Here is a 19,166-nt window from a genome sequence, read left to right as displayed (position 1 = left end):
GGGGGGTCACCTCTGATCGACTGGGATGTGCAGCACGTGCGTTTCCTCAATGACATCCAGCCCGCGTACGACCTGACGTACGACGACGTGTTCATGGTGCCGAGCCGCTCCGCGGTGGGCTCCCGTCAGGGCGTGGACCTCAGCTCGCCGGACGGCACGGGCACCACCATCCCGCTCGTCGTGGCCAACATGACCGCCATCGCCGGCCGCCGCATGGCCGAGACGGTGGCCCGGCGCGGCGGCCTGGTGGTCATCCCGCAGGACATCCCGATCGACGTCGTCACCGATGTCATCTCCTGGGTGAAGAGCCGCCACCTGGTGCTGGACACCCCGATCGTGCTGGCCCCGCACCAGACCGTCGCCGACGCCCTGGCGCTGCTGCCCAAGCGCGCCCACAACGCCGGTGTGGTCGTCGACGAGGAGCAGCGGCCCGTCGGCGTCGTCACCGACGCGGACCTCACCGGCGTCGACCGCTTCACCCAGCTCGAAGTGGTCATGTCCAAGGACCTGCTGCTCCTCGACGCGGACATAGACCCCCGCGAGGCCTTCAACACCCTCGACCACCACAACCGGCGCTACGCCCCGGCCGTCGACAAGGACGGCAAGCTGGCGGGCATCCTGACCCGCACGGGCGCGCTGCGCGCCACCCTGTACACCCCGGCCGTCGACGCCGACGGCAAGCTGCGGATCGCCGCCGCCGTCGGCATCAACGGCGATGTGGCCGGCAAGGCCAAGCAGCTGCTGGACGCGGGCGTGGACACGCTCGTCATCGACACCGCGCACGGCCACCAGGAGTCGATGATCAGCGCGGTCAGGCTGGTGCGCGCGCTCGACCCGCAGGTGCCGGTCGTCGCGGGCAACATCGTCTCCGCCGAGGGCGTCAAGGACCTCGTCGACGCGGGGGCGGACATCATCAAGGTCGGTGTGGGCCCCGGCGCCATGTGCACCACCCGCATGATGACCGGCGTGGGCCGGCCGCAGTTCTCCGCGGTGCTGGAGTGCGCCGCCGAGGCGAAGAAGTACGGCAAGCACGTGTGGGCCGACGGCGGTGTCCGCCACCCGCGCGACGTGGCCATGGCGCTCGCGGCCGGCGCGTCCAACGTGATGGTCGGCTCCTGGTTCGCGGGGACGTACGAGTCGCCCGGCGACCTGCAGCACGACGCCAACGGCCGTGCGTACAAGGAGTCGTTCGGCATGGCCTCCGCGCGTGCCGTGGCCAACCGCACCTCGGAGGAGTCGGCGTACGACCGTGCCCGCAAGGCGCTGTTCGAGGAGGGCATCTCCACCTCCCGCATGTTCCTCGACCCGGCCCGCCCGGGCGTCGAGGACCTGATCGACTCGATCATCGCGGGCGTCCGCTCCTCGTGCACCTACGCCGGCGCCGCCACCCTGGAGGAGTTCGCCGAGAAGGCCATCGTCGGCATCCAGAGCGCGGCCGGCTACGCGGAGGGCAAGCCGCTGCACGCCAGCTGGAACTGATCGCACCCGCCTCCGCACGGCCCCCGTTCCCCCCGCCCGCCGGGAGGACGGGGGCCGTTGCCGTGCAAGGGTCGTCAGCGGGCGCACAACGATTTGTCATTCCGGCCCGAGGAACGCAATGATCATGCGGGGACGCGCAAGGTTGCTGCATTACGTCCGTGAAGGCCACCCCCGTAAGGTGCTGCGCTGTACGTGGCGTGGCGGGGACCCCGCTCGATGGTTCCTGCCGTCCGCAGGCTCCCTCGGTCCCCTCCACGAGGCCCGGCAAAGGCGCCGGCCCGTCCCATGTGACCGACGGCAGCGAGAAGGAGCCAGCGCGTGCTCGATCAAGGCGCACCCCCGCACGACCGCACAGCGACCGCCCCCGCGTCCCCGGGCGTCGCCGCGCGCCTCATGCGGCGCAAGCCCGTGGAACGCCTGGTCGCGGAGGGCGGCCACGGCGAGGGAGGAACGCTGCGGCGTTCCCTCGGGCTGTGGCAGCTGACCATGATCAGCATCGGTGCCACGCTCGGCACCGGCATCTTCGTCGTCCTCGGCGAGGCCGTCCCGAAAGCGGGCCCGGCCGTCACCCTCTCCTTCGTGATCGCCGGTCTCACCGCGCTGTTCTCGGCCCTGTCCTACGCCGAGCTGGCGGGCACCATCCCGGTCTCCGGTTCCTCGTACTCGTACGCGTACGCAACGATGGGCGAACTGATCGCCTGGGTCTGCGGCTGGTGCCTGCTGCTGGAGTACGGCGTCTCGGTCGCCGCCGTGGCCGTCGGCTGGGGCGAGTACCTCAACGAGCTGCTCAGCGGCACCATCGGCGTCACCATCCCGCAGGCCCTGTCGGCCCCGCCCGGCGACGGCGGCGTCTTCAACCTGCCCGCGCTGATCGTCGTGCTCCTCGCCATGCTGTTCCTGCTCGGTGGCGCCAAGGAGTCCGCGCGGGCCAACACCGTCATGGTGTGCGTGAAGATCGCCGCGCTCATCCTGTTCTGCGCCATCGGCTTCATGGGCTTGAAGTCCGGCAACTACTCCCACTTCATGCCGCTCGGCATGGCGGGCGTCAGCGCGGCCGGCGCCACGCTGTTCTTCTCGTACATCGGCTTCGACGCCGCCTCCACCGCCGGTGAGGAGGCGAAGGACGCCCAGCGCGACCTGCCGCGCGCGATCATGCTGTCGCTGGTCATCGTGACCGCGCTGTACGTGCTGGTCGCGGCCGTCGCCGTCGGCGCCAAGCCGTGGCGGACCTTCAACGACTCCGAGGCCGCGCTCGCCCAGATCATGAAGGACGTCACCGGGCAGAGCTTCTGGGGCACCCTGCTGGCCTTCTGCGCGGTCATCGCCATCGCGAGCGTCGTGCTGACCGTGCTCTACGGCCAGACCCGCATCCTGTTCGCCATGTCCCGCGACGGACTCGTGCCCAAGATCTTCGCCAAGGTCAACCCGAAGACCGGCGCTCCGCGCGCCAACACCGTCATCGTCTCGGTGTTCTGCGGGGTGCTCGCCGCCGCGATCCCGCTGGGCCAGCTGGCCGACGCCACCAGCATCGGCACGCTGTTCGCCTTCGCGCTGGTCAACATCGCGGTCGTGGTGCTGCGCCGGACCCGCCCGCACATGAACCGCACCTTCCGCGTCCCGCTGTCGCCGGTGCTGCCCGCGCTGGGCTTCGCCTTCTGCGTGTGGATGATGGGCAGCCTGTCGACCGTCACCTGGATCGTGTTCGGTGTCTGGATGGCCGTCGGGCTCGTGTTCTACTTCCTGTACGGCTATCGCCGTTCCCGTCTCGCGGCCGGTGAGGACGTCGCGGCGACGGCAGCGAAGTGACCTGACCGAAGAAGTGAAACACCCCCAGTGCTGAACGATCTCGACGAACGCATCGTGCACGCCCTCGCCGAGGACGCCCGCCGGTCCTACGCGGACATCGGGCAGATGGTCGGCCTGTCCGCGCCCGCGGTGAAGCGGCGCGTGGACCGGCTGCGGGCCACCGGAGCGATCACCGGGTTCACCGTCCGGGTGGATCCGGCGGCGCTCGGCTGGGAGACCGAGGGGTACATCGAGATCTACTGCCGGCGCAACACCTCGCCGGAGACCATTCAGCGGGGGCTGGAGCGGTACCAGGAGGTCGTGGCCGCGTCCACCGTCACCGGGGACGCGGACGCGATCGCCCAGGTCTTCGCCTCCGACATGCGCCATTTCGAGCGGGTGCTCGAGCGGATCGCCGGGGAACCGTTCGTGGAGCGGACCAAGTCGGTGCTGGTGCTGTCGCCGTTGCTGCGGCGTTTTTCCTCCGGGGCGCCGGGGTAGGGGCGGATTCCGGCTGGGGGCGGATCGCCGTATGCCGGGTGCGGGTCGTCCGTGGCTTGTCGCGCGGTTCCCCGGGCCCCTTCGGGGCGCTTCTATTCCGCCGTCTTTCTGGCCAGCGCGTTGTTATCAATGGAGTTGTGCACGCTGAAGCTCACCGCGTCCGAGCGGTAGCGGTCGTCCGACCATTCCACCGGGCGTCCTTCGCGTGTCGTCGTCACGCGCCGTACCCGCAGCAGCGGGCTCGTGCGGCGGACCCCCAGCAGCTCGGCGTCCTGGGCGCCCGCGGCGACCGCGTCGATGATGTGCTCGCCGTAGGCGAAGACCAACCCCGTGTCGTCGTAGAGGCGTTGGGTGACCGAGGGGCAGTCGGGCTCGATGGACGCGACCGCCGGGGCGATCCAGTCGGCGTACACCGTGCGTTCCAGCAGCACCGGTTCGCCGTCCAGGCCGCGCACCCGCAGGACGTGCAACACCTGGGCACCGACGGGCAGTTGGAGCCGTACGGCGTCCTCGTGGGTCGCCGGGCGGTACTCCTGGGCCACCACGCGGCCCGTGGCCTCGCGGCCCATCGCGCGGGCCCACTGGGCGAAGCTGCGCAGTTCCTCGAAGCTCTGGCTGCGGCGGCTGGCGAGGACCACGCGCCGGGCGCCCTGACGGGAGCCGATCAGCCCCTCGGCGGTCAGGGCCGCGACGGCCTGGCGGACCGTGCCGCGCGAGACGCCGTAGTGCGCGGCCAGCTCCGACTCCGAGGGCAGCCGGCTGCCGACCGCGTACTCCTCGCGGTCGATCGCCCGCCGCAGCTCGTCGGCGATCTCCTCGTGTCGCGCCGTCATGCTTCCCCTCTGCTCAGGTCACTGTGCACAGCGTGACCAGCCTAATCGAGACCTGAGCGTGATCTGCCAGGGTCTGGATTGTGCAGCCAACCAGGGCCCAGAGTTTCGCTCCCGTTTACAGACAGGACACTGTGAGCGGGCGTACTGTGACGCAACTTGTTCAGACAAGTTCTCCGCAACCCTCGTGCGCCCCCTGGAGAGACCGTGATCGTGTCCCTGCCGAGAAACGCCGCACTCGGCGGCTGCATCGCCGTCGTCGCCGCGCTCGCGCTCAGCGCCTGCGGCGCCGCCCCCGACAACGCGTCGACCACCACCAAGGACGGCAAGAACGCCGCCACCGCCACCTCCGCGGCCGACTTCGGCGGCATGGACGCCCTGGTCAAGGCGGCCAAGAAGGAAGGCACGCTGCACATCATCGCCGTGCCCCGCGACTGGGCGAACTACGGCGCGATCATCGACGGCTTCCAGAAGAAGTACGGCATCAAGATCCAGGACGAGAGCCCCGACGGCAGCAGCCAGGACGAGATCAACGCCGTCACCACCCGCAAGGGCCAGGACCGCGCCCCCGACGTCCTCGACCTGGGCTCCTCGTTCGCGCTGAGCGCCGCCCAGCAGGGCCTGCTCGCGCCGTACAAGGTGGCCTCCTTCGCCGGCATCCCCGCGGCTCAGAAGGACCCGCAGGCCCGCTGGTACAACGACTACGGCGGCTATGTCTCCATCGGCTGCGACGCCAAGCGGGTCAAGGAGTGCCCGACCAGCTTCAAGGACCTGCTCAAGCCCGAGTACAAGGGCCAGGTCGCGCTCAACGGCAACCCCACCAAGTCCGGTTCGGCCTTCGGCGGCGTCTACGCGGCGGCGCTCGCGAACGGCGGCTCCTTCGACGACATCCAGCCCGGCCTGGACTTCTTCGCCAAGCTGAAGAAGAACGGCAACTACACGCCCGTCGAGTCCACCCCGGCCACCGTCGAGAAGGGCGAGACGCCGATCTCGATCGACTGGGACTACCTGAACGCCGGTTACGCCGACGAGTTCAAGTCCAAGGGCCTCGACTGGAAGGTCGCCATCCCGAGCGACGGCCAGTACGCCCAGTACTACTCCCAGGCCATCAGCAAGGACGCCCCGCACCCGGCGGCCGCCCGGCTGTGGCAGGAGTACCTGTACAGCACCGAGGGCCAGAACCTGTGGCTCAAGGGGTACGCCCGCCCGGCCCTGATGGCCGCCATGGAGAAGGCCGGGACGCTGGACAAGACCGCCGCCGCCAAGCTGCCCGAGGTCACCGGCACGCCGTCCTTCCCGACCGAGGCCCAGCAGAGCAAGGCCAAGACGGTCATCGCGCAGGGCTGGGGGAAGGCCGTCTCCGGATGACCGCCACCCTCCCCCGCGCGGACGTGGCGCCCGTCGCTTCACACAAGCGGCGGCGCCGCGCCCCCGGCTGGCTCGCCGTGGCACCGCTGCTGGCGTTCACCGCCGTCGCCTTCGGCCTGCCCGCGCTGGCCATCGTGGGCGGCGCCTTCTCCGTCGACGACGCCACCACGGGCGCCACCACCTACACCGGCGCCAACATGACGGCCTCCCTGCAGGGCCCGTACCTCACCGCCCTGCTCGGCAGCGTCAAACTGTCCGCGATCTCCGCCGCGCTCGGCGCCCTGATCGGCCTGCCGCTCGCCCAGGCCGTGGTCTCCTCCCGCTCCCGACGGCTGCGCGAGGCCGTGCTCACCGCCTCCGGCGTGCTCGCCAACTTCGGCGGCGTGCCGCTGGCCTTCGCCTTCGTCGCCACCCTCGGCAACGCGGGCGTCCTCACCGTGCACCTCGGCCTGAAGGACAGCGGCTGGGACCTCTACAGCTTCTGGGGCCTGGTCCTCGTCTACCTGTACTTCCTCATCCCGCTCATGGTCCTGACCATCACCCCCGCGCTGGACGGCCTGCGCGCGCAGTGGCGCGAGGCCGCGCTGAACAACGGCGCCACCGGCGTGCAGTACTGGCGGCACGTGGCGCTGCCCGTGCTCGCGCCCTCGCTGCTCGGCGGCCTGGTGCTGCTGTTCGGCAGCGCCTTCTCCGCCTACGCCACCGCCGCCGCCATGGTCGGCAGCGCGGTCCCGCTGGTCACCCTGCAGATCGCCGACGCCCTGTCCGGCAACGTGCTGGTCGGCCAGGAGAACGTCGCCCTCGCCCTCAGCCTCGACATGGTGCTGGTGGCGGGCCTGGTGATGGCCGTGTACCTGCCCCTTCAGCGAAGGAGCGCCCGATGGCTCGACGCCTGACCCCGTGGCGCTGGGCCGTCCTCGGCCTCGCCGCCCTGTACTTCCTGGTGCCGCTCGCCGCCTCCGTCGTCTTCACGGTGGACGTGCCCGGCCAGGGCCTCACCTTCGACGCCTACACGAAGATCCTCTCCGCCGACGGCTTCGTCTCCAGCCTGCTGCTCTCGCTGGAGCTGGCCGTGGCCACCGTCGCGGTCGTGCTGCTGCTGACGGTGCCCGCCGTGGTAGCCCTCCGGCTCGGCGCGCCCCGGCTGCGTCCCGTGGTGGAGGTGGTGTGCTCGCTGCCGCTCGTGGTACCGCCCATCGCGTTCGTCGCCGGGATCGCCACCGTCCTGAAGTGGGGCCCGGAGCATCTGTCCCGCACGCCGCTGTTCGAGACGTTCGTGGTGGTCCAGAACGACCGCTTCCCCCTCGTGCTCGTCCTCGCCTACGTCGTGATGGCCCTCCCGTTCGTCTACCGGGCCCTGGACGCCGGCCTGCGCGCCATCGACGTACGGACCCTGGCCGAGGCGGCCCGCAGCTGCGGCGCCTCCTGGCCCAAGGCCCTGGTGCGTGCCGTGCTGCCCAACCTGCGCGGCGCCCTGCTGAACGCCTCCTTCCTCACCCTGGCCCTGGTCCTCGGCGAGTTCACGGTCTCCCACCTGCTGGGCTACGCGCCCTTCGCCGTGTGGATCTACGACGTCGGCGGCGAGCAGGCCCAGATGTCCGTCGCCGTGTCCGTGCTCAGCCTGCTCGTCACCTGGGCCCTGCTCCTCGCGCTCGCCGGTGCCGGCGGCGGACGCACCCGAACCGCTCCTCCCCGGGGATGACCTGAATGACCGCCACCCTGCCCGAGACCCGCACCCAGGCCACTACCGTCGAATTCCGCTCTCTGCGAAGGGAGTTCGGCCCCACCGTCGCCCTCGACGGGCTCGACCTGACCGTCCGCCCGGGGGAGCTCCTGGCCCTGCTCGGCCCCTCCGGCTGCGGCAAGACCACCGCCCTGCGCATGCTCGCCGGGTTCGAACACCCCGACTCCGGAGCCGTCCTGGTCGACGGCGAGGACGTCACCCACGTCCCGGCCCACCGCCGCGACGCCGGCATGGTCTTCCAGTCGTACAGCCTCTTCCCGCACCTGAACGCCGTCGACAACGTCGCCTTCGGGCTGCGCATGCGCGGCGTCCGTACGGCCGAACGGCGCGCCCGCGCCGCCGAGTTGCTGGACCTGGTCGGGCTCGCCGACAAGGGCGAGCGCTATCCGCACCAGCTCTCCGGCGGCCAGCAGCAGCGCATCGCGCTGGCCCGCGCCCTGGCCCTGCGCCCGCGCGTGCTCCTGCTCGACGAGCCGCTGTCCGCGCTGGACGCCAAGGTGCGGCTCACCCTGCGCGAGGAGATCCGCCGGCTCCAGCAGGAGCTGGGCATCACGACGCTGTTCGTGACGCACGACCAGGAAGAGGCGCTGTCCGTCGCCGACCGGGTCGCCGTGATGCGCGCCGGACGCCTCGAACAGTGCGCCGAGCCCGCCGAGTTGTACGGCCGCCCCGCCACCGCGTTCGTCGCCGAGTTCGTCGGCACCATGAGCCGGATCCCGGGCGAGCTGAAGGACGGCACGGCCGAGGTGCTCGGGCAGCGGCTGCCGGCCGACGGCGAGGCGCCCGACGGCCCGGTGGACGTGCTGGTGCGGCCCGAGGCCGTCCATGTGCGCCCGGACGAGCAGGGCGGCGCCCGGGTCGTCGCGACGGCCTTCCTCGGCGCGGTCGTCCGCGTCACCGTACGGCTCGCCGACGGCACCGAGGCCAAGGCCGACCTGCCCGCCCACGAGGCCGCGGCGCTCGGCGCCGGAACCCCGGTCGGCCTGTCCCTGCCGGAGCGGCCGGTGCTCGTGGCCGAACGCACCCAGAAGTGAGGAACAACCCGAACATGACCCCCCACACCGCCCTCCAGGCGGTTCTGTTCGACATGGACGGCACGCTCGTCGACACCGAGCGACTGTGGTGGGAGGCGGTCCAGCAGGTCGCCGGACGCCCGCTGACCGAGGCCGACCAGCCGGACGTGCTCGGCCGCCCGGTGGAGCACACCGCCGCCTGGCTCGCGGCGGCCACCGGCCGGCCGGCCGCCGGACTCGCGGCCGGCCTGCACCGGGAGTTCGCCGAGCGGGTCCGCACCGGGATCGTGCCCCGCCCCGGCGCCCTTGACCTGCTGGACGCGCTGGCCGCCCACGGCGTCCCCGTCGCCCTGGTCACCGCGTCCCCGCGCGCGGTCGCCGGCATCGTCCTCGACGCCCTGGGCGCGGAGCGCTTCGCGGCCTCCGTCACCGCCGACGACACCGCCCGCACCAAGCCCGCCCCCGACCCCTACCGGGCCGCCTGCCGCGCCCTCGGCGTCGACCCGGCCGCCTGCGTGGCCGTCGAGGACACCGAGACCGGTGTGGCGTCGGCGGAGGCCGCCGGCTGCGCCGTCCTCGCCGTGCCGTCCCTCGCACCGATCGGCGCCGCGCCCGGCCGGACCGTGCGGGACAGCCTCGCCGGGGTGACGATCGAGGAACTGCGGCGGATGATCGAGCCCGAGCTGCGGGTGATGAGCTGGAACCTGTGGCTCGGCGGCAGCGAGGTCGACGACCACCGCGCCAAGCAGCTCAAGGTCATCCTGGACAGCGGCGCCGACGTCGTCGGACTCCAGGAGACCGGCGGCACCGCCGCCCAGGAACTCGCCGAGGCGCTCGGCTGGCACCACCACCGGGCCGGCGAGAACCTCGGCGTCATCAGCCGCCACCCCATCACCGCCCGCCTCGGCGACCCGGGTGTCGGCTTCTACGGCGCCGCGGGTGTCCGGATCGCCGTGGCGCCCGGCCGCGAGGTCGACGTGTGGACCGCCCACCTGCACTACACGCCGTACGGCCCCTACGAATCCGTCTTCGACGGGCTGCCGGCAGCCGAGCTGATCGCCCACGAGGAGCTGCGGCTGAGCCAGATGCGGGAGGCGCTGGACCGCATCGCCGAGACCTCGCGCGACGGCGTCCCGGTCGTCCTCGTCGGCGACTTCAACTGCCCTTCCCACCTGGACTGGCCGGACGTGGCCTGGCCGGTGACGCGGGCCGCCGAGGAGGCGGGCTTCGCCGACTCCTACCGCCAGGCCCACCCCGACCCCGCCGCCGAGCCCGGCCACACCTGGTCGCCGGTCCACCCGGTGCACGAGGACGGCAGCGGCCGGCCCGAACCGCAGGACCGGATCGACTACGTGCTGCACCGGGGCCTGACCGTGCGGGACGCGCGCACCCTCGTCACCGGCAGCCCGCGGCCCTGGCCGGACGTCGCGGACAACGACTGGCCCTCCGACCACGCGGCGGTCCTCACCACCTTCGCGCTGCCGCCGAGGCGCGCCTGACCGGGAGTTACCGAAGGTCACCATTGCGGTACGCGGTGGCGTCCCGTAGGTTGTGCCGCACTTTCTACTCACTGGTAACACCGGTAGGTGCCCCATGCGCTGGCCCCTCGGCCGTCCCACCACCGTCCGCACGCGGATCGTGGCGCTCGCGCTCGCGCCGGCCGTCGCGCTGATGGCGCTGTGGAGCTTCGCCATGTGGTCCGTCACCGGTGAGACCCGCGCGCTGATCCGGCTCCAGGGGGTGTACGAGGACTTCGGCACCCCCGTGGACACCGCGGTCGGGCAGATCCAGATCGAGCGCCGGATGTCCGCGGCCTACCTCGGCGCCCGCCTCGACACGGCGACGGCCGGCCGGCTGCTGGAACAGCAGCGCCGTACCGACCGGGCCGTGGACGCCATGCGGCAGGCGATCCGGGGCGGTGGCCGCGGCCGGCTCACCGCACGGCAGCGGCAGGCGCTGGACGCCATGGACGCGGCCACCGGGAAGCTGGACGGGCTGCGCGCACGGGTGCTGTCCCGGCGTATCACCTGGGACCGCGCCGTGGACGACTACAGCGCGCTGGTGGAGCCCGGCTTCGACGTACAGTCCACGCTCACCGCACTGCAGGCCGGACAGCTCGCCCGCGAGGCACAGGTCGTCATCGAGCTGGTGCGGGTACGCGAGTTCGTCTCCCGCGAGGACGCGCTGGTCGCCGGGGCGCGGGCGGCGGGCACGCTGACCGGCCGGCAGTACGGCACGCTGACCGCGACCATCGAGGACCGGCGGGTCTTCCAGAGGACCTACGTACCGGACCTGCCCGCCGACTCGCGCGCGCTGTTCGAGGACTTCCAGCGGGGGGACCTGTACGGCTCGCTGGTGCGCGGCGAGGACGCGCTGCTGCGGGCCGGGGCCGCCGGTGCCGGGAAGGCCGTCGCGGCGGGGACCTGGCGGTCCACCACCGACCGGGCCGTGCAGCGGTACATGCGGCTGTGCACGCGCTCCGCCGAGAACTCCGCCGCGCGCGGCCGGGCCTTCGCCTACCGGGAGCTGACCAAGGCCGCCGTCGTCGGGGTGGCCGGCCTCGCCGCCGCAGGACTGTCGCTGTGGTTCGCCGTGCGCGGCGCGCGGCGCGTCTCACGGCGCCTGGAGACCCTGCGGGACGCGGCCGATCTACTGACGCAGCGTCAGCTTCCGGACGTCATGCGCCGGTTGAGCGCCGGGGAGGAGGTGGACGCGGCGGCTCAGGCACCGCCGCTGGCCGCCGACGAGGTGCGCGACGACGAGATCGGGCAAGTCGGCCGGTCCTTCAACGCCGCGCGGCTCGCCGCCGTCGAGGCCGCCGTCAGACAGGCGACCCTGCGCCGGGGCCTGTTCGCGGTGCTGCTCAACATCGCCCGCCGCAACCAGGCGCTGGTGCACCGGCAGCTGAAGCTCGTCGACACCCTGGAGCGGCGCACCGACGACCCCGACGTCCTGCGCGAGCTGTTCCGCATCGACCACCTGACCACGCGCATGCGCCGGCACGCGGAGAGCCTGATCATCCTCTCCGGGGCCGCACCCGGCCGCCGCTGGCGCCGGCCCGTGCCGGTCGCGGACGTCGTCGCCTCGGCCGTCGGCGAGATCGAGGACTACGCGCGCGTGGTGGTGCCGCCGATGCCGGAGACCGGCGTGGCGGCGGACGCCGTCGCCGACGTCGTCCACCTCCTCGCCGAACTCCTGGAGAACGCCACGGTGTTCTCGCCCCCGCACACCCAGGTCACCCTGCGCACCGGGCGGGCCGGGGGCGGCTTCGTCCTGGAGATCGACGACCGCGGCCTCGGCCTCGACACCGAAGCCCGCGCCCGGGCCCAGGCCACCCTCACCGACCCCGACACCTTCGACCCCACCCGCCACGACCGCCTCGGCCTGTACGTCGTCGGCCGCCTCGCCGCCCGCCACGCCATCGAGGTGAGCCTGCGCGATTCCCCCTACGGCGGTACGACGGCGGTGGTGCTCCTGCCGGATGCGGTACTGGCACCGGTCGAGCCGCGCACACCCGGGGCGGCGGTACGGGAGCTGCCGCCGAGGAGGCGTGCGACCGTCGCGCCCGCGGAGGCCCTTTCCTCACGGCAACGGCTCGCGTCCGTGCCGGCACCGGGTGCCGGAGGCGTGACCCGGAGCCCGTCGTCTCCGGGTGGCTGTGAGCGGGGAGGTGGGCAGGACGGGCAGGCGACCGGAGCCGGCGGCGCTTCGCGTGCCGGTTCGGCACCGTCGGTCGGGAAGAGGCCGGCGTCCATGTCCGGGTCTGGGGAGCGCTCGGCGTCGTTGCCCGCGCGCGGAGAGCGGCCGGTGTCCTTGCCTGCGCCAGGTGAAGGGTCAGCGTCCTCATCGGCGCCCGGGGAGCGGCCGACGTCCGTGCCCGCGCCCGGACAGCGGCCGGCGACCCCGCCCGCCCCCGGCCGTCAGGCCGTGTCCGAGTCGCCGGTGCGCCCGCCGGCCCTCCCCACCCGGACCCGGCAGGCCTCTCTCGCGCGGGAGCTGCGGGATCAGCCGGCGGCTCCGGAGAACGGCGCCGGGACGCGGCTCGACGCCGAGGAGATGCGGGCGGTCTTCGGCGCCTTCCAGCGGGGCCTGGACCGCGGCCGCAAGGGCCTGCCGGTGAGCGGGGAGGCGCCGGCGGACGCGGCTGCCCAAGGGCCCGGCATCAGCGGGCCGGCGGACGCGACGGCCCGAGATCCCGGCACCCGCAGGCCGACGGAACGGCGGCTCCCGCCGGCGGGCGCGGGCGACGGTGCAACCCGCGCCCGCCCCTCCGCACCCGGCCAGGGCCCCGGATCCGCCAATGAACCCGCCCCCGCCCACAACGCGCTCGCCGACCCCGACCCCGAACCCCTGACCAGCCACCCCGACGAAGGGACCGACGCCGATCATGAACGGTGACGACCGCACCCCGGAGCCGCAGGAGCCGTCGGCCGCAGGGCTCGGCACGGACCTCGGCTGGCTGCTGGACGACCTGGTGGCGCGCACGGACCATGTGCGCCAGGCCGTGCTGCTGACCGCCGACGGCCTGCCGCTCAGCACCTCGGAGGGGATGCGCCGGCGGGACGTCGAGCACCTGGCCGCCGTCTGCTCCGGTTTCCACGGCCTGGCCCGCTCGGCGGGGGAGCGGTTCGCCGCGGGCGAGGTGCGGCAGACCATGGTGATGCTCGACGACGCCTACCTCTTCATCACCCCGGCCGGGCACGGCAGCCGGCTCGCCGTCCTCAGCGAGGCCGGCACCGATGTCGGCCAGCTCGCCCACGAGATGGCCCTGCTCGTGCGCCGCCTCGGCCGTCACCTGGACGCGGCCGCCCGCACCGCCAGATGATCCCGCGGTGAGCGACGAGCACTGGTACGAGGACGAGACCGGGCCGATGGTGCGCCCCTACACGGTGACCAGGGGCCGTACGCGGCCCTCGGCAGCCCTCGCCGTCGACCTGATGTCCCGCGTCACCGCGCTGGACACCGGCGCGCCCGCACCGGCCGTCGACCACGCCGGTGCCGCCCTGCTCGAGCTGGTCCGGCGCGGCCCGCGGCCCGTCGTGGAGCTGGCGGCCGACGCCGATCTGCCCCTGACCGTCCTCAGGGTCCTGCTCGGCGACCTGGCCGAGGCGGGCCTGATCCGCATCGACGCCCCCCGTCGCCACCCGGCCGGCGACGACCCGGCGACCGATCCCGGGCTGCTGCGGGAGATCATGGAGCGCCTGAAGGAGCTGTAGCCGGCCGGGGCCCGGTCAGCGGCGCCCAGGCCCGGGGCACGCCGCCGGTGTGCGCAACGAATCGCCGTCCCAGGCCCGCCGTACGCAACAAACCGCGCACGGACGCGCAACGGCTCCTTCTTGTCCGGCCGAGCGCGCCGACCGTACCTTCTTCATGGCCCCGAAAAACGTCGCGGCCGCCCCCCGACAAGCCTCTTTCCGGTGAGGACCCCGCATGCGCACCGCCCTGCTCCAGAGCTCCGGCCGCCCCGGCTCCGTCGCCGAGAACCTGAAGGTCCTCGACGATGCCGCGGGCCGTGCCGCGGCCGCGGGCGCCGCGCTGCTCGCCGCACCGGAGATGTTCCTGACCGGGTACGCGATCGGCGACGCCATCGCGCGCCTCGCCGAGCCCGCCGACGGCGACTCGGCCGACGCGATCGCCGAGACCGCCACCCGGCACGGCATCGCGATCGCCTACGGCTACCCGGAGCGCGACGGCGAGACGGTGTACAACTCGGCCCAGCTGATCGCCGCCGACGGCACCCGCCTCGCGAACTACCGCAAGACCCACCTCTTCGGCTGCGCCGAGCGCGACCACTTCACGCCGGGCGAGCAGTCCCTCGTCCAGGCCCGGCTGGGCGGCCTGACCGTCGGCCTCATGATCTGCTACGACGTCGAGTTCCCCGAGAACGCGCGCGCCCACGCCCTGGCCGGCACCGACCTGCTCGTCGTGCCCACGGCGAACATGCACCCGTTCCAGTTCGTGGCCGAGGCCATGGTGCCGGTGCGCGCCTGGGAGAACCAGATGTACGTCGCGTACGTCAACCGGGTCGGGCACGAGGGCGAGTTCGAGTTCTTCGGCCTCTCCGCCCTCGCCGGCCCCGACGGCATCGCCCGCGCCCGCGCCGGCCGCGGCGAGGAACTGGTGGTCGCCGACGTCGACCCCGCCTTCCTGGCCGCCTCCCGCGAGGCGAACCCGTACCTGATGGACCGCCGCCCCGGTCTGTACGGGTCCCTCGTCTGAACCCCACAGCCCTCCCCGAGTCACCCCCCGCGCAAGGAGTCCGTACCCCATGACGTCCACGGTGCCCAACGCCGTCGAGCACACCGACGAGCAGCAGCCGCCGATCACCATGTTCGGCCCGGACTTCCCGTACGCCTACGACGACTTCCTCGCCCACCCGGCGGGCCTCGGCCAGATACCCGCGACCGAGCACGGCACCGAGATCGCGATCATCGGCGGCGGCCTGTCCGGCATCGTGGCCGCGTACGAGCTGATGAAGATGGGCCTCAAGCCCGTCGTCTACGAGGCCGACCAGATCGGCGGCCGGCTGCGCACCGTCGGCTTCGACGGCTGCGACGAGTCGCTGAACTGCGAGCTGGGCGCGATGCGCTTCCCGCCGTCCTCCACCGCCCTCCAGCACTACATCGACATGGTCGGCCTGGAGACCAGGCCCTTCCCGAACCCGCTGGCCGAGGCCACCCCCTCGACCGTCGTGGACCTCAAGGGCGAGTCGCACTACGCCGAGACCATCGACGACCTGCCCCAGGTGTACCGGGACGTCGCCGAGGCCTGGAACAAGTGCCTGGAGGAAGGCGCCGACTTCTCCGACATGAACCGCGCCATGCGCGAGCGGGACGTCCCGCGCATCCGCGAGATCTGGTCGAAGCTGGTCGAGAAGCTCGACAACCAGACCTTCTACGGCTTCCTCTGCGACTCGGAGGCCTTCAAGTCCTTCCGGCACCGCGAGATCTTCGGCCAGGTCGGCTTCGGCACGGGCGGCTGGGACACCGACTTCCCGAACTCCATCCTGGAGATCCTGCGCGTCGTCTACACCGAGGCGGACGACCACCACCGCGGCATCGTCGGCGGCTCGCAGCAGCTGCCGCTGCGCCTGTGGGAGCGCGAGCCGGAGAAGATCGTCCACTGGCCGTACGGCACCTCGCTGAAGTCCCTGCACGTGGACGGCGAGCCGCGCCCGGCCGTGACCCGGCTGCACCGCACCGCCGGCAACCGGATCACGGTGACGGACGCGAACGGCGACATCCGCACCTACAAGGCGGCGATCTTCACCGCCCAGTCCTGGATGCTGCTGTCCAAGATCGAGTGCGACGACTCGCTGTTCCCGATCGACCACTGGACCGCGATCGAGCGCACCCACTACATGGAGTCCAGCAAGCTCTTCGTGCCCGTCGACCGGCCGTTCTGGCTGGACAAGGACGAGGAGACCGGCCGGGACGTCATGTCGATGACGCTCACCGACCGCATGACCCGCGGCACCTACCTGCTCGACAACGGCCCGGACGAGCCCGCCGTGATCTGCCTGTCGTACACCTGGTGCGACGACAGCCTGAAGTGGCTGCCGCTGTCCGCGAACGAGCGGATGGAGGTCATGCTGAAGTCGCTCGGCGAGATCTACCCGAAGGTCGACATCAGGAAGCACATCATCGGCAGCCCGGTGACGGTCTCCTGGGAGAACGAGCCCTACTTCATGGGCGCGTTCAAGGCCAACCTGCCCGGCCACTACCGCTACCAGCGCCGCCTGTTCACGCACTTCATGCAGGACCGGCTGCCCGAGGACAAGCGGGGCATCTTCCTCGCCGGCGACGACATCTCCTGGACCGCCGGCTGGGCCGAGGGCGCCGTCCAGACCGCGCTGAACGCGGTCTGGGGCGTCATGCACCACCTCGGCGGCGAGAGCGACCCGGCCAACCCCGGCCCGGGTGACGTGTACGACGAGATCGCCCCTGTGGAGCTGCCCGAGGACTGACCGGAACAACGAGCAAGGACCAAGGCGCGGGCGGCCGGAGTCGGACTCCGGCCGCCCGCGCCTTTTCCCGCTGCCCGATTCCGTGCGCCGCCGGAGACGGGGACGGCATCCGGGCGGGTCAGTCGGTGAGCGGTGTCAGCAGCATCCGCCCGGCGAACCCGACGACGGCGTCCAGCCGTTCGGTGAACTCCTCGGCCATGTCGCCGCAGTGGCGCAGCGTCCACAGGGTCCGGGCCGCGACCCAGGCGGCGTCCCGGGCCCGCTCCAGGCTCCAGCAGCCCAGCAGGTGGGTGAGCGGATCGGCGAGCTGGAGCTGGTCGGGGCCCGGCATCAGATCCTCGCGGACGCGCTCCTCCAGCGCGACGAGGAGATCGCCCACGCGGTCGAACTCGTCCTCCAGATCGGGCGGTTCGCAGCCGAGGGCGCGGCAGGCGTCCACCACCGCGAGCGCCAGGTCGTGCCCGATGTGCGCGTTGATGCCGGCGAGGGCGAACTGCAGCGGCCGTACCCCGGGGTGGCGGCGCAGTTGGAACAGCGGGCGCCAGCAGGCGGGCGGTCGGCGGTCGGCGGCGGCCGCGTCCACCGCCGCGAGATAGCGCTCGGCGAACCGCACGTCCAGCGCGATCGCGGCGCGCGGGTCCGGGAACGCCCCGGTGTCCACGCGCCGGTCGATCTCCTCGGTGACGGTGAGGTAGACGCGGTTGAACACGGCGACGCCGTCCCGCTCGGGCAGCGTCGCGTCGAGGGCGCGCATCCGGGAGACGACCGCGTCGACGGGAGTGGTGAGGTGTTCCAACTGCGCCATGGGGGAAGGGTCGCAGGCCCGGGACGGCGGGCGCGCCCGCCGTCCCGGTGCTTCGCCGGAACGGGGGAACGGACCGCCGCGGCGCGGATGCGAGGGCGGTCGGACGCGCGAGGGGGAGCCGCACCGTCGGGCGCGGCCCGCACCCTTCCTGCCGTCGTGGGTCCTACGGCTTGGCGCGCGGTGCCTGCGGGTCGGCGGCCTGTGTGTCGTAGGCGGACGTGCCCTCGTCCAGCAGCGGTTCCTGCGTCTTCAGGTGGGCCGGTGCGAAGGCGCGCAGCGCGTGGTAGCCGGTGATGACGACCAGGGTGCCGAGGGCGATGCCGCTGAGCGAGAAGGTGCTGGTGAACTTCATGCTCACGTTGCCGACGCCGATGATGATGCCCGCGGCGGCCGGCACCAGGTTCAGCGGGTTGCGCAGGTCCACCTTGGCGCGCAGCCAGATCTGCGCGCCGAGCAGGCCGATCATGCCGTAGAGGATCACGGTGATGCCGCCGAGGACACCACCCGGGATCGCGGCCACGACCGCCCCGAACTTGGGGCACACGCCGAAGAGCAGGGCGAAGCCGGCGGCGGCCCAGTAGGCGGCGGTGGAGTAGACGCGGGTCGCGGCCATCACGCCGATGTTCTCGGAGTAGGTGGTGTTCGGCGGGCCGCCCACCGCGGTGGACAGCATGGATCCGATGCCGTCCGCCGAGATCGCCGTACCGAGCTTGTCGTCCAGTGGGTCGCCGGTCATCTCGCCGACCGCCTTGACATGGCCCGCGTTCTCCGCGACCAGGGCGATGACGACCGGCAGCGCGACGAGGATCGCCGACCACTGGAAGGACGGCCCGTGGAAATGCGGCAGCCCGATCCAGTCGGCCTTGGAGACACCGGAGAGGTCGAGCCGCCAGTGGTCGGTGACCTTGCCGCCGGGGCTCATGGAGTGGATCCTGCCGAAGATCCGGTCGAAGGCCCAGGAGATGCCGTAGCCGAAGACCAGCCCGAGGAAGATCGCGATACGGGACCAGAAGCCGCGCAGACAGACCACGGCCAGCCCGGTGAACAGCATGACCAGCAGGGCGGTCCACTGGTCCTGGGGCCAGTAGGTGGAGGCGGTGACCGGGGCGAGGTTGAAGCCGATCAGCATGACGACCGCGCCGGTGACGATCGGCGGCATGGCCGCGTGGATGATCCGCGCCCCGAAGCGCTGCACCGCGAGCCCCACGAGGAACAGCACCACGCCGACGACGAACACCGCGCCGGTCACCGTGGCACTCGTGCCGCCCTGGGCGCGGATGACGGCGGCCACACCCACGAACGACAGGGAACAGCCCAGGTAGCTCGGCACCCGTCCGCGGGTGGCGAGCAGGAAGATCACGGTCGCGACGCCCGACATCATGATGGCCAGGTTCGGGTCCAGGCCCATCAGTACGGGCGCGACGAAGGACGCGCCGAACATCGCGACCACGTGCTGGGCGCCCAGGCCCACCGTGCGGGGCCAGGAGAGCCGTTCGTCGGGGCGTACCACCGCTCCGGGCGCGGGCGTGCGCCCGTCACCGTGCAGTTTCCAGCGCACGCCGAGGTCCATGGTGGGGTTTCGCTTTCTTACGTACGTGAAGACGGTCCGAACCATTGTCAGGGGTAACGAGCGGTTCTACGCTCACACGGTCCCACTCATGAACTGTGTTCACAT

General features: G+C 72.4%; 16 protein-coding genes. 13 read left to right on the top strand and 3 right to left on the bottom strand.

Features of this window, described 5'->3' with window-relative positions:
* Nucleotides 1–36: 36 nt before the first annotated feature.
* The 3 genes from AB0950_RS22630 to AB0950_RS22620 all read left to right on the top strand — a co-directional run bounded on the left by AB0950_RS22630 (nucleotide 37) and on the right by AB0950_RS22620 (nucleotide 3,765).
* Nucleotides 37–1,479 carry a GuaB1 family IMP dehydrogenase-related protein gene (locus tag AB0950_RS22630; RefSeq protein WP_360157538.1) on the top strand — a complete coding sequence of 481 codons (1,443 nt, stop codon included), beginning with the start codon at nucleotides 37–39 and terminating at the stop codon, nucleotides 1,477–1,479.
* Between the two features lie 318 nt (nucleotides 1,480–1,797).
* Entirely contained in the window at nucleotides 1,798–3,285 is a 1,488-nt protein-coding gene (locus tag AB0950_RS22625; RefSeq protein WP_366779300.1) for an amino acid permease, read from the top strand.
* A gap of 27 nt (nucleotides 3,286–3,312) precedes the next feature.
* The gene (locus AB0950_RS22620) at nucleotides 3,313–3,765 is read left to right on the top strand and encodes an Lrp/AsnC family transcriptional regulator (protein WP_030343799.1); all 453 of its coding nucleotides are present in this window, start codon (nucleotides 3,313–3,315) and stop codon (nucleotides 3,763–3,765) included.
* A 92-nt stretch (nucleotides 3,766–3,857) separates the two neighbouring features.
* On the opposite strand, the gene AB0950_RS22615 is transcribed toward AB0950_RS22620, so the two are convergent.
* The gene (locus tag AB0950_RS22615) at nucleotides 3,858–4,598 is read right to left on the bottom strand and encodes a GntR family transcriptional regulator (protein WP_360157543.1); all 741 of its coding nucleotides are present in this window, start codon (nucleotides 4,596–4,598) and stop codon (nucleotides 3,858–3,860) included.
* A gap of 204 nt (nucleotides 4,599–4,802) precedes the next feature.
* Here AB0950_RS22615 and AB0950_RS22610 point away from each other — a divergent pair, with 204 nt between their 5' ends.
* The 10 genes from AB0950_RS22610 (at nucleotide 4,803) to AB0950_RS22565 (ending at nucleotide 16,686) form a co-directional block, all read left to right on the top strand.
* The gene (locus AB0950_RS22610; protein WP_366779299.1) at nucleotides 4,803–5,963 is read left to right on the top strand and encodes an ABC transporter substrate-binding protein; all 1,161 of its coding nucleotides are present in this window, start codon (nucleotides 4,803–4,805) and stop codon (nucleotides 5,961–5,963) included.
* On the top strand, nucleotides 5,960–6,859 hold the full coding sequence (locus tag AB0950_RS22605) for an ABC transporter permease subunit (RefSeq protein WP_360157549.1): 900 nt from the start codon (nucleotides 5,960–5,962) through the stop codon (nucleotides 6,857–6,859). Before AB0950_RS22610 ends, AB0950_RS22605 begins: the two co-directional genes overlap by 4 nt.
* A complete protein-coding gene (locus AB0950_RS22600; protein WP_361990188.1) occupies nucleotides 6,844–7,665 on the top strand; it encodes an ABC transporter permease subunit in 822 nt (273 codons plus the stop codon). Before AB0950_RS22605 ends, AB0950_RS22600 begins: the two co-directional genes overlap by 16 nt.
* A gap of 5 nt (nucleotides 7,666–7,670) precedes the next feature.
* Nucleotides 7,671–8,741 (top strand): ABC transporter ATP-binding protein, encoded by a 1,071-nt coding sequence (locus AB0950_RS22595; RefSeq protein ID WP_360157555.1) that lies wholly within the window; start codon nucleotides 7,671–7,673, stop codon nucleotides 8,739–8,741.
* Nucleotides 8,742–8,755: 14 nt separating this feature from the next.
* Nucleotides 8,756–10,219, top strand: coding sequence for an HAD-IA family hydrolase (locus AB0950_RS22590; protein WP_360157558.1), 1,464 nt, complete (start codon nucleotides 8,756–8,758; stop codon nucleotides 10,217–10,219).
* Between the two features lie 94 nt (nucleotides 10,220–10,313).
* Complete coding sequence (locus AB0950_RS22585; RefSeq protein ID WP_366779298.1) at nucleotides 10,314–13,118, top strand: nitrate- and nitrite sensing domain-containing protein; 2,805 nt, start codon at nucleotides 10,314–10,316, stop codon at nucleotides 13,116–13,118.
* Entirely contained in the window at nucleotides 13,108–13,545 is a 438-nt protein-coding gene (locus AB0950_RS22580; RefSeq protein WP_360573877.1) for a roadblock/LC7 domain-containing protein, read from the top strand. Before AB0950_RS22585 ends, AB0950_RS22580 begins: the two co-directional genes overlap by 11 nt.
* A gap of 7 nt (nucleotides 13,546–13,552) precedes the next feature.
* Nucleotides 13,553–13,936 carry a DUF742 domain-containing protein gene (locus tag AB0950_RS22575; RefSeq protein WP_360157567.1) on the top strand — a complete coding sequence of 128 codons (384 nt, stop codon included), beginning with the start codon at nucleotides 13,553–13,555 and terminating at the stop codon, nucleotides 13,934–13,936.
* 214 nt (nucleotides 13,937–14,150) lie between these two features.
* Entirely contained in the window at nucleotides 14,151–14,939 is a 789-nt protein-coding gene (locus AB0950_RS22570; protein ID WP_360157747.1) for a carbon-nitrogen hydrolase family protein, read from the top strand.
* A 49-nt stretch (nucleotides 14,940–14,988) separates the two neighbouring features.
* Entirely contained in the window at nucleotides 14,989–16,686 is a 1,698-nt protein-coding gene (locus tag AB0950_RS22565) for an NAD(P)/FAD-dependent oxidoreductase (protein ID WP_360157570.1), read from the top strand.
* A 118-nt stretch (nucleotides 16,687–16,804) separates the two neighbouring features.
* Here the strand turns inward: AB0950_RS22565 and AB0950_RS22560 are convergent, their stop codons facing one another.
* Nucleotides 16,805–17,491 (bottom strand): DUF5995 family protein, encoded by a 687-nt coding sequence (locus AB0950_RS22560; RefSeq protein WP_366779297.1) that lies wholly within the window; start codon nucleotides 17,489–17,491, stop codon nucleotides 16,805–16,807.
* Between the two features lie 163 nt (nucleotides 17,492–17,654).
* Nucleotides 17,655–19,061 carry a solute carrier family 23 protein gene (locus AB0950_RS22555; protein ID WP_366779296.1) on the bottom strand — a complete coding sequence of 469 codons (1,407 nt, stop codon included), beginning with the start codon at nucleotides 19,059–19,061 and terminating at the stop codon, nucleotides 17,655–17,657.
* Nucleotides 19,062–19,166 lie beyond the last annotated feature (105 nt).

This window comes from Streptomyces sp. NPDC007189 (assembly GCF_040703635.1).
Taxonomy (GTDB): domain Bacteria; phylum Actinomycetota; class Actinomycetes; order Streptomycetales; family Streptomycetaceae; genus Streptomyces.
Note: the sequence above shows the minus strand (reverse complement) of the source record. Positions and strands in the feature narration are given on the sequence as shown.

Coding starts and splice junctions, on each gene's coding strand:
- AB0950_RS22615 (WP_360157543.1), bottom strand. CDS start 4,598: ATGACGGCGCGACACGAGGAGATCGCCGACGAGCTGCGGCGGGCGATC.
- AB0950_RS22605 (WP_360157549.1), top strand. CDS start 5,960: ATGACCGCCACCCTCCCCCGCGCGGACGTGGCGCCCGTCGCTTCACAC.
- AB0950_RS22600 (WP_361990188.1), top strand. CDS start 6,844: ATGGCTCGACGCCTGACCCCGTGGCGCTGGGCCGTCCTCGGCCTCGCC.
- AB0950_RS22595 (WP_360157555.1), top strand. CDS start 7,671: ATGACCGCCACCCTGCCCGAGACCCGCACCCAGGCCACTACCGTCGAA.
- AB0950_RS22590 (WP_360157558.1), top strand. CDS start 8,756: ATGACCCCCCACACCGCCCTCCAGGCGGTTCTGTTCGACATGGACGGC.
- AB0950_RS22585 (WP_366779298.1), top strand. CDS start 10,314: ATGCGCTGGCCCCTCGGCCGTCCCACCACCGTCCGCACGCGGATCGTG.
- AB0950_RS22580 (WP_360573877.1), top strand. CDS start 13,108: ATGAACGGTGACGACCGCACCCCGGAGCCGCAGGAGCCGTCGGCCGCA.
- AB0950_RS22570 (WP_360157747.1), top strand. CDS start 14,151: ATGCGCACCGCCCTGCTCCAGAGCTCCGGCCGCCCCGGCTCCGTCGCC.
- AB0950_RS22565 (WP_360157570.1), top strand. CDS start 14,989: ATGACGTCCACGGTGCCCAACGCCGTCGAGCACACCGACGAGCAGCAG.
- AB0950_RS22560 (WP_366779297.1), bottom strand. CDS start 17,491: ATGGCGCAGTTGGAACACCTCACCACTCCCGTCGACGCGGTCGTCTCC.
- AB0950_RS22555 (WP_366779296.1), bottom strand. CDS start 19,061: ATGGACCTCGGCGTGCGCTGGAAACTGCACGGTGACGGGCGCACGCCC.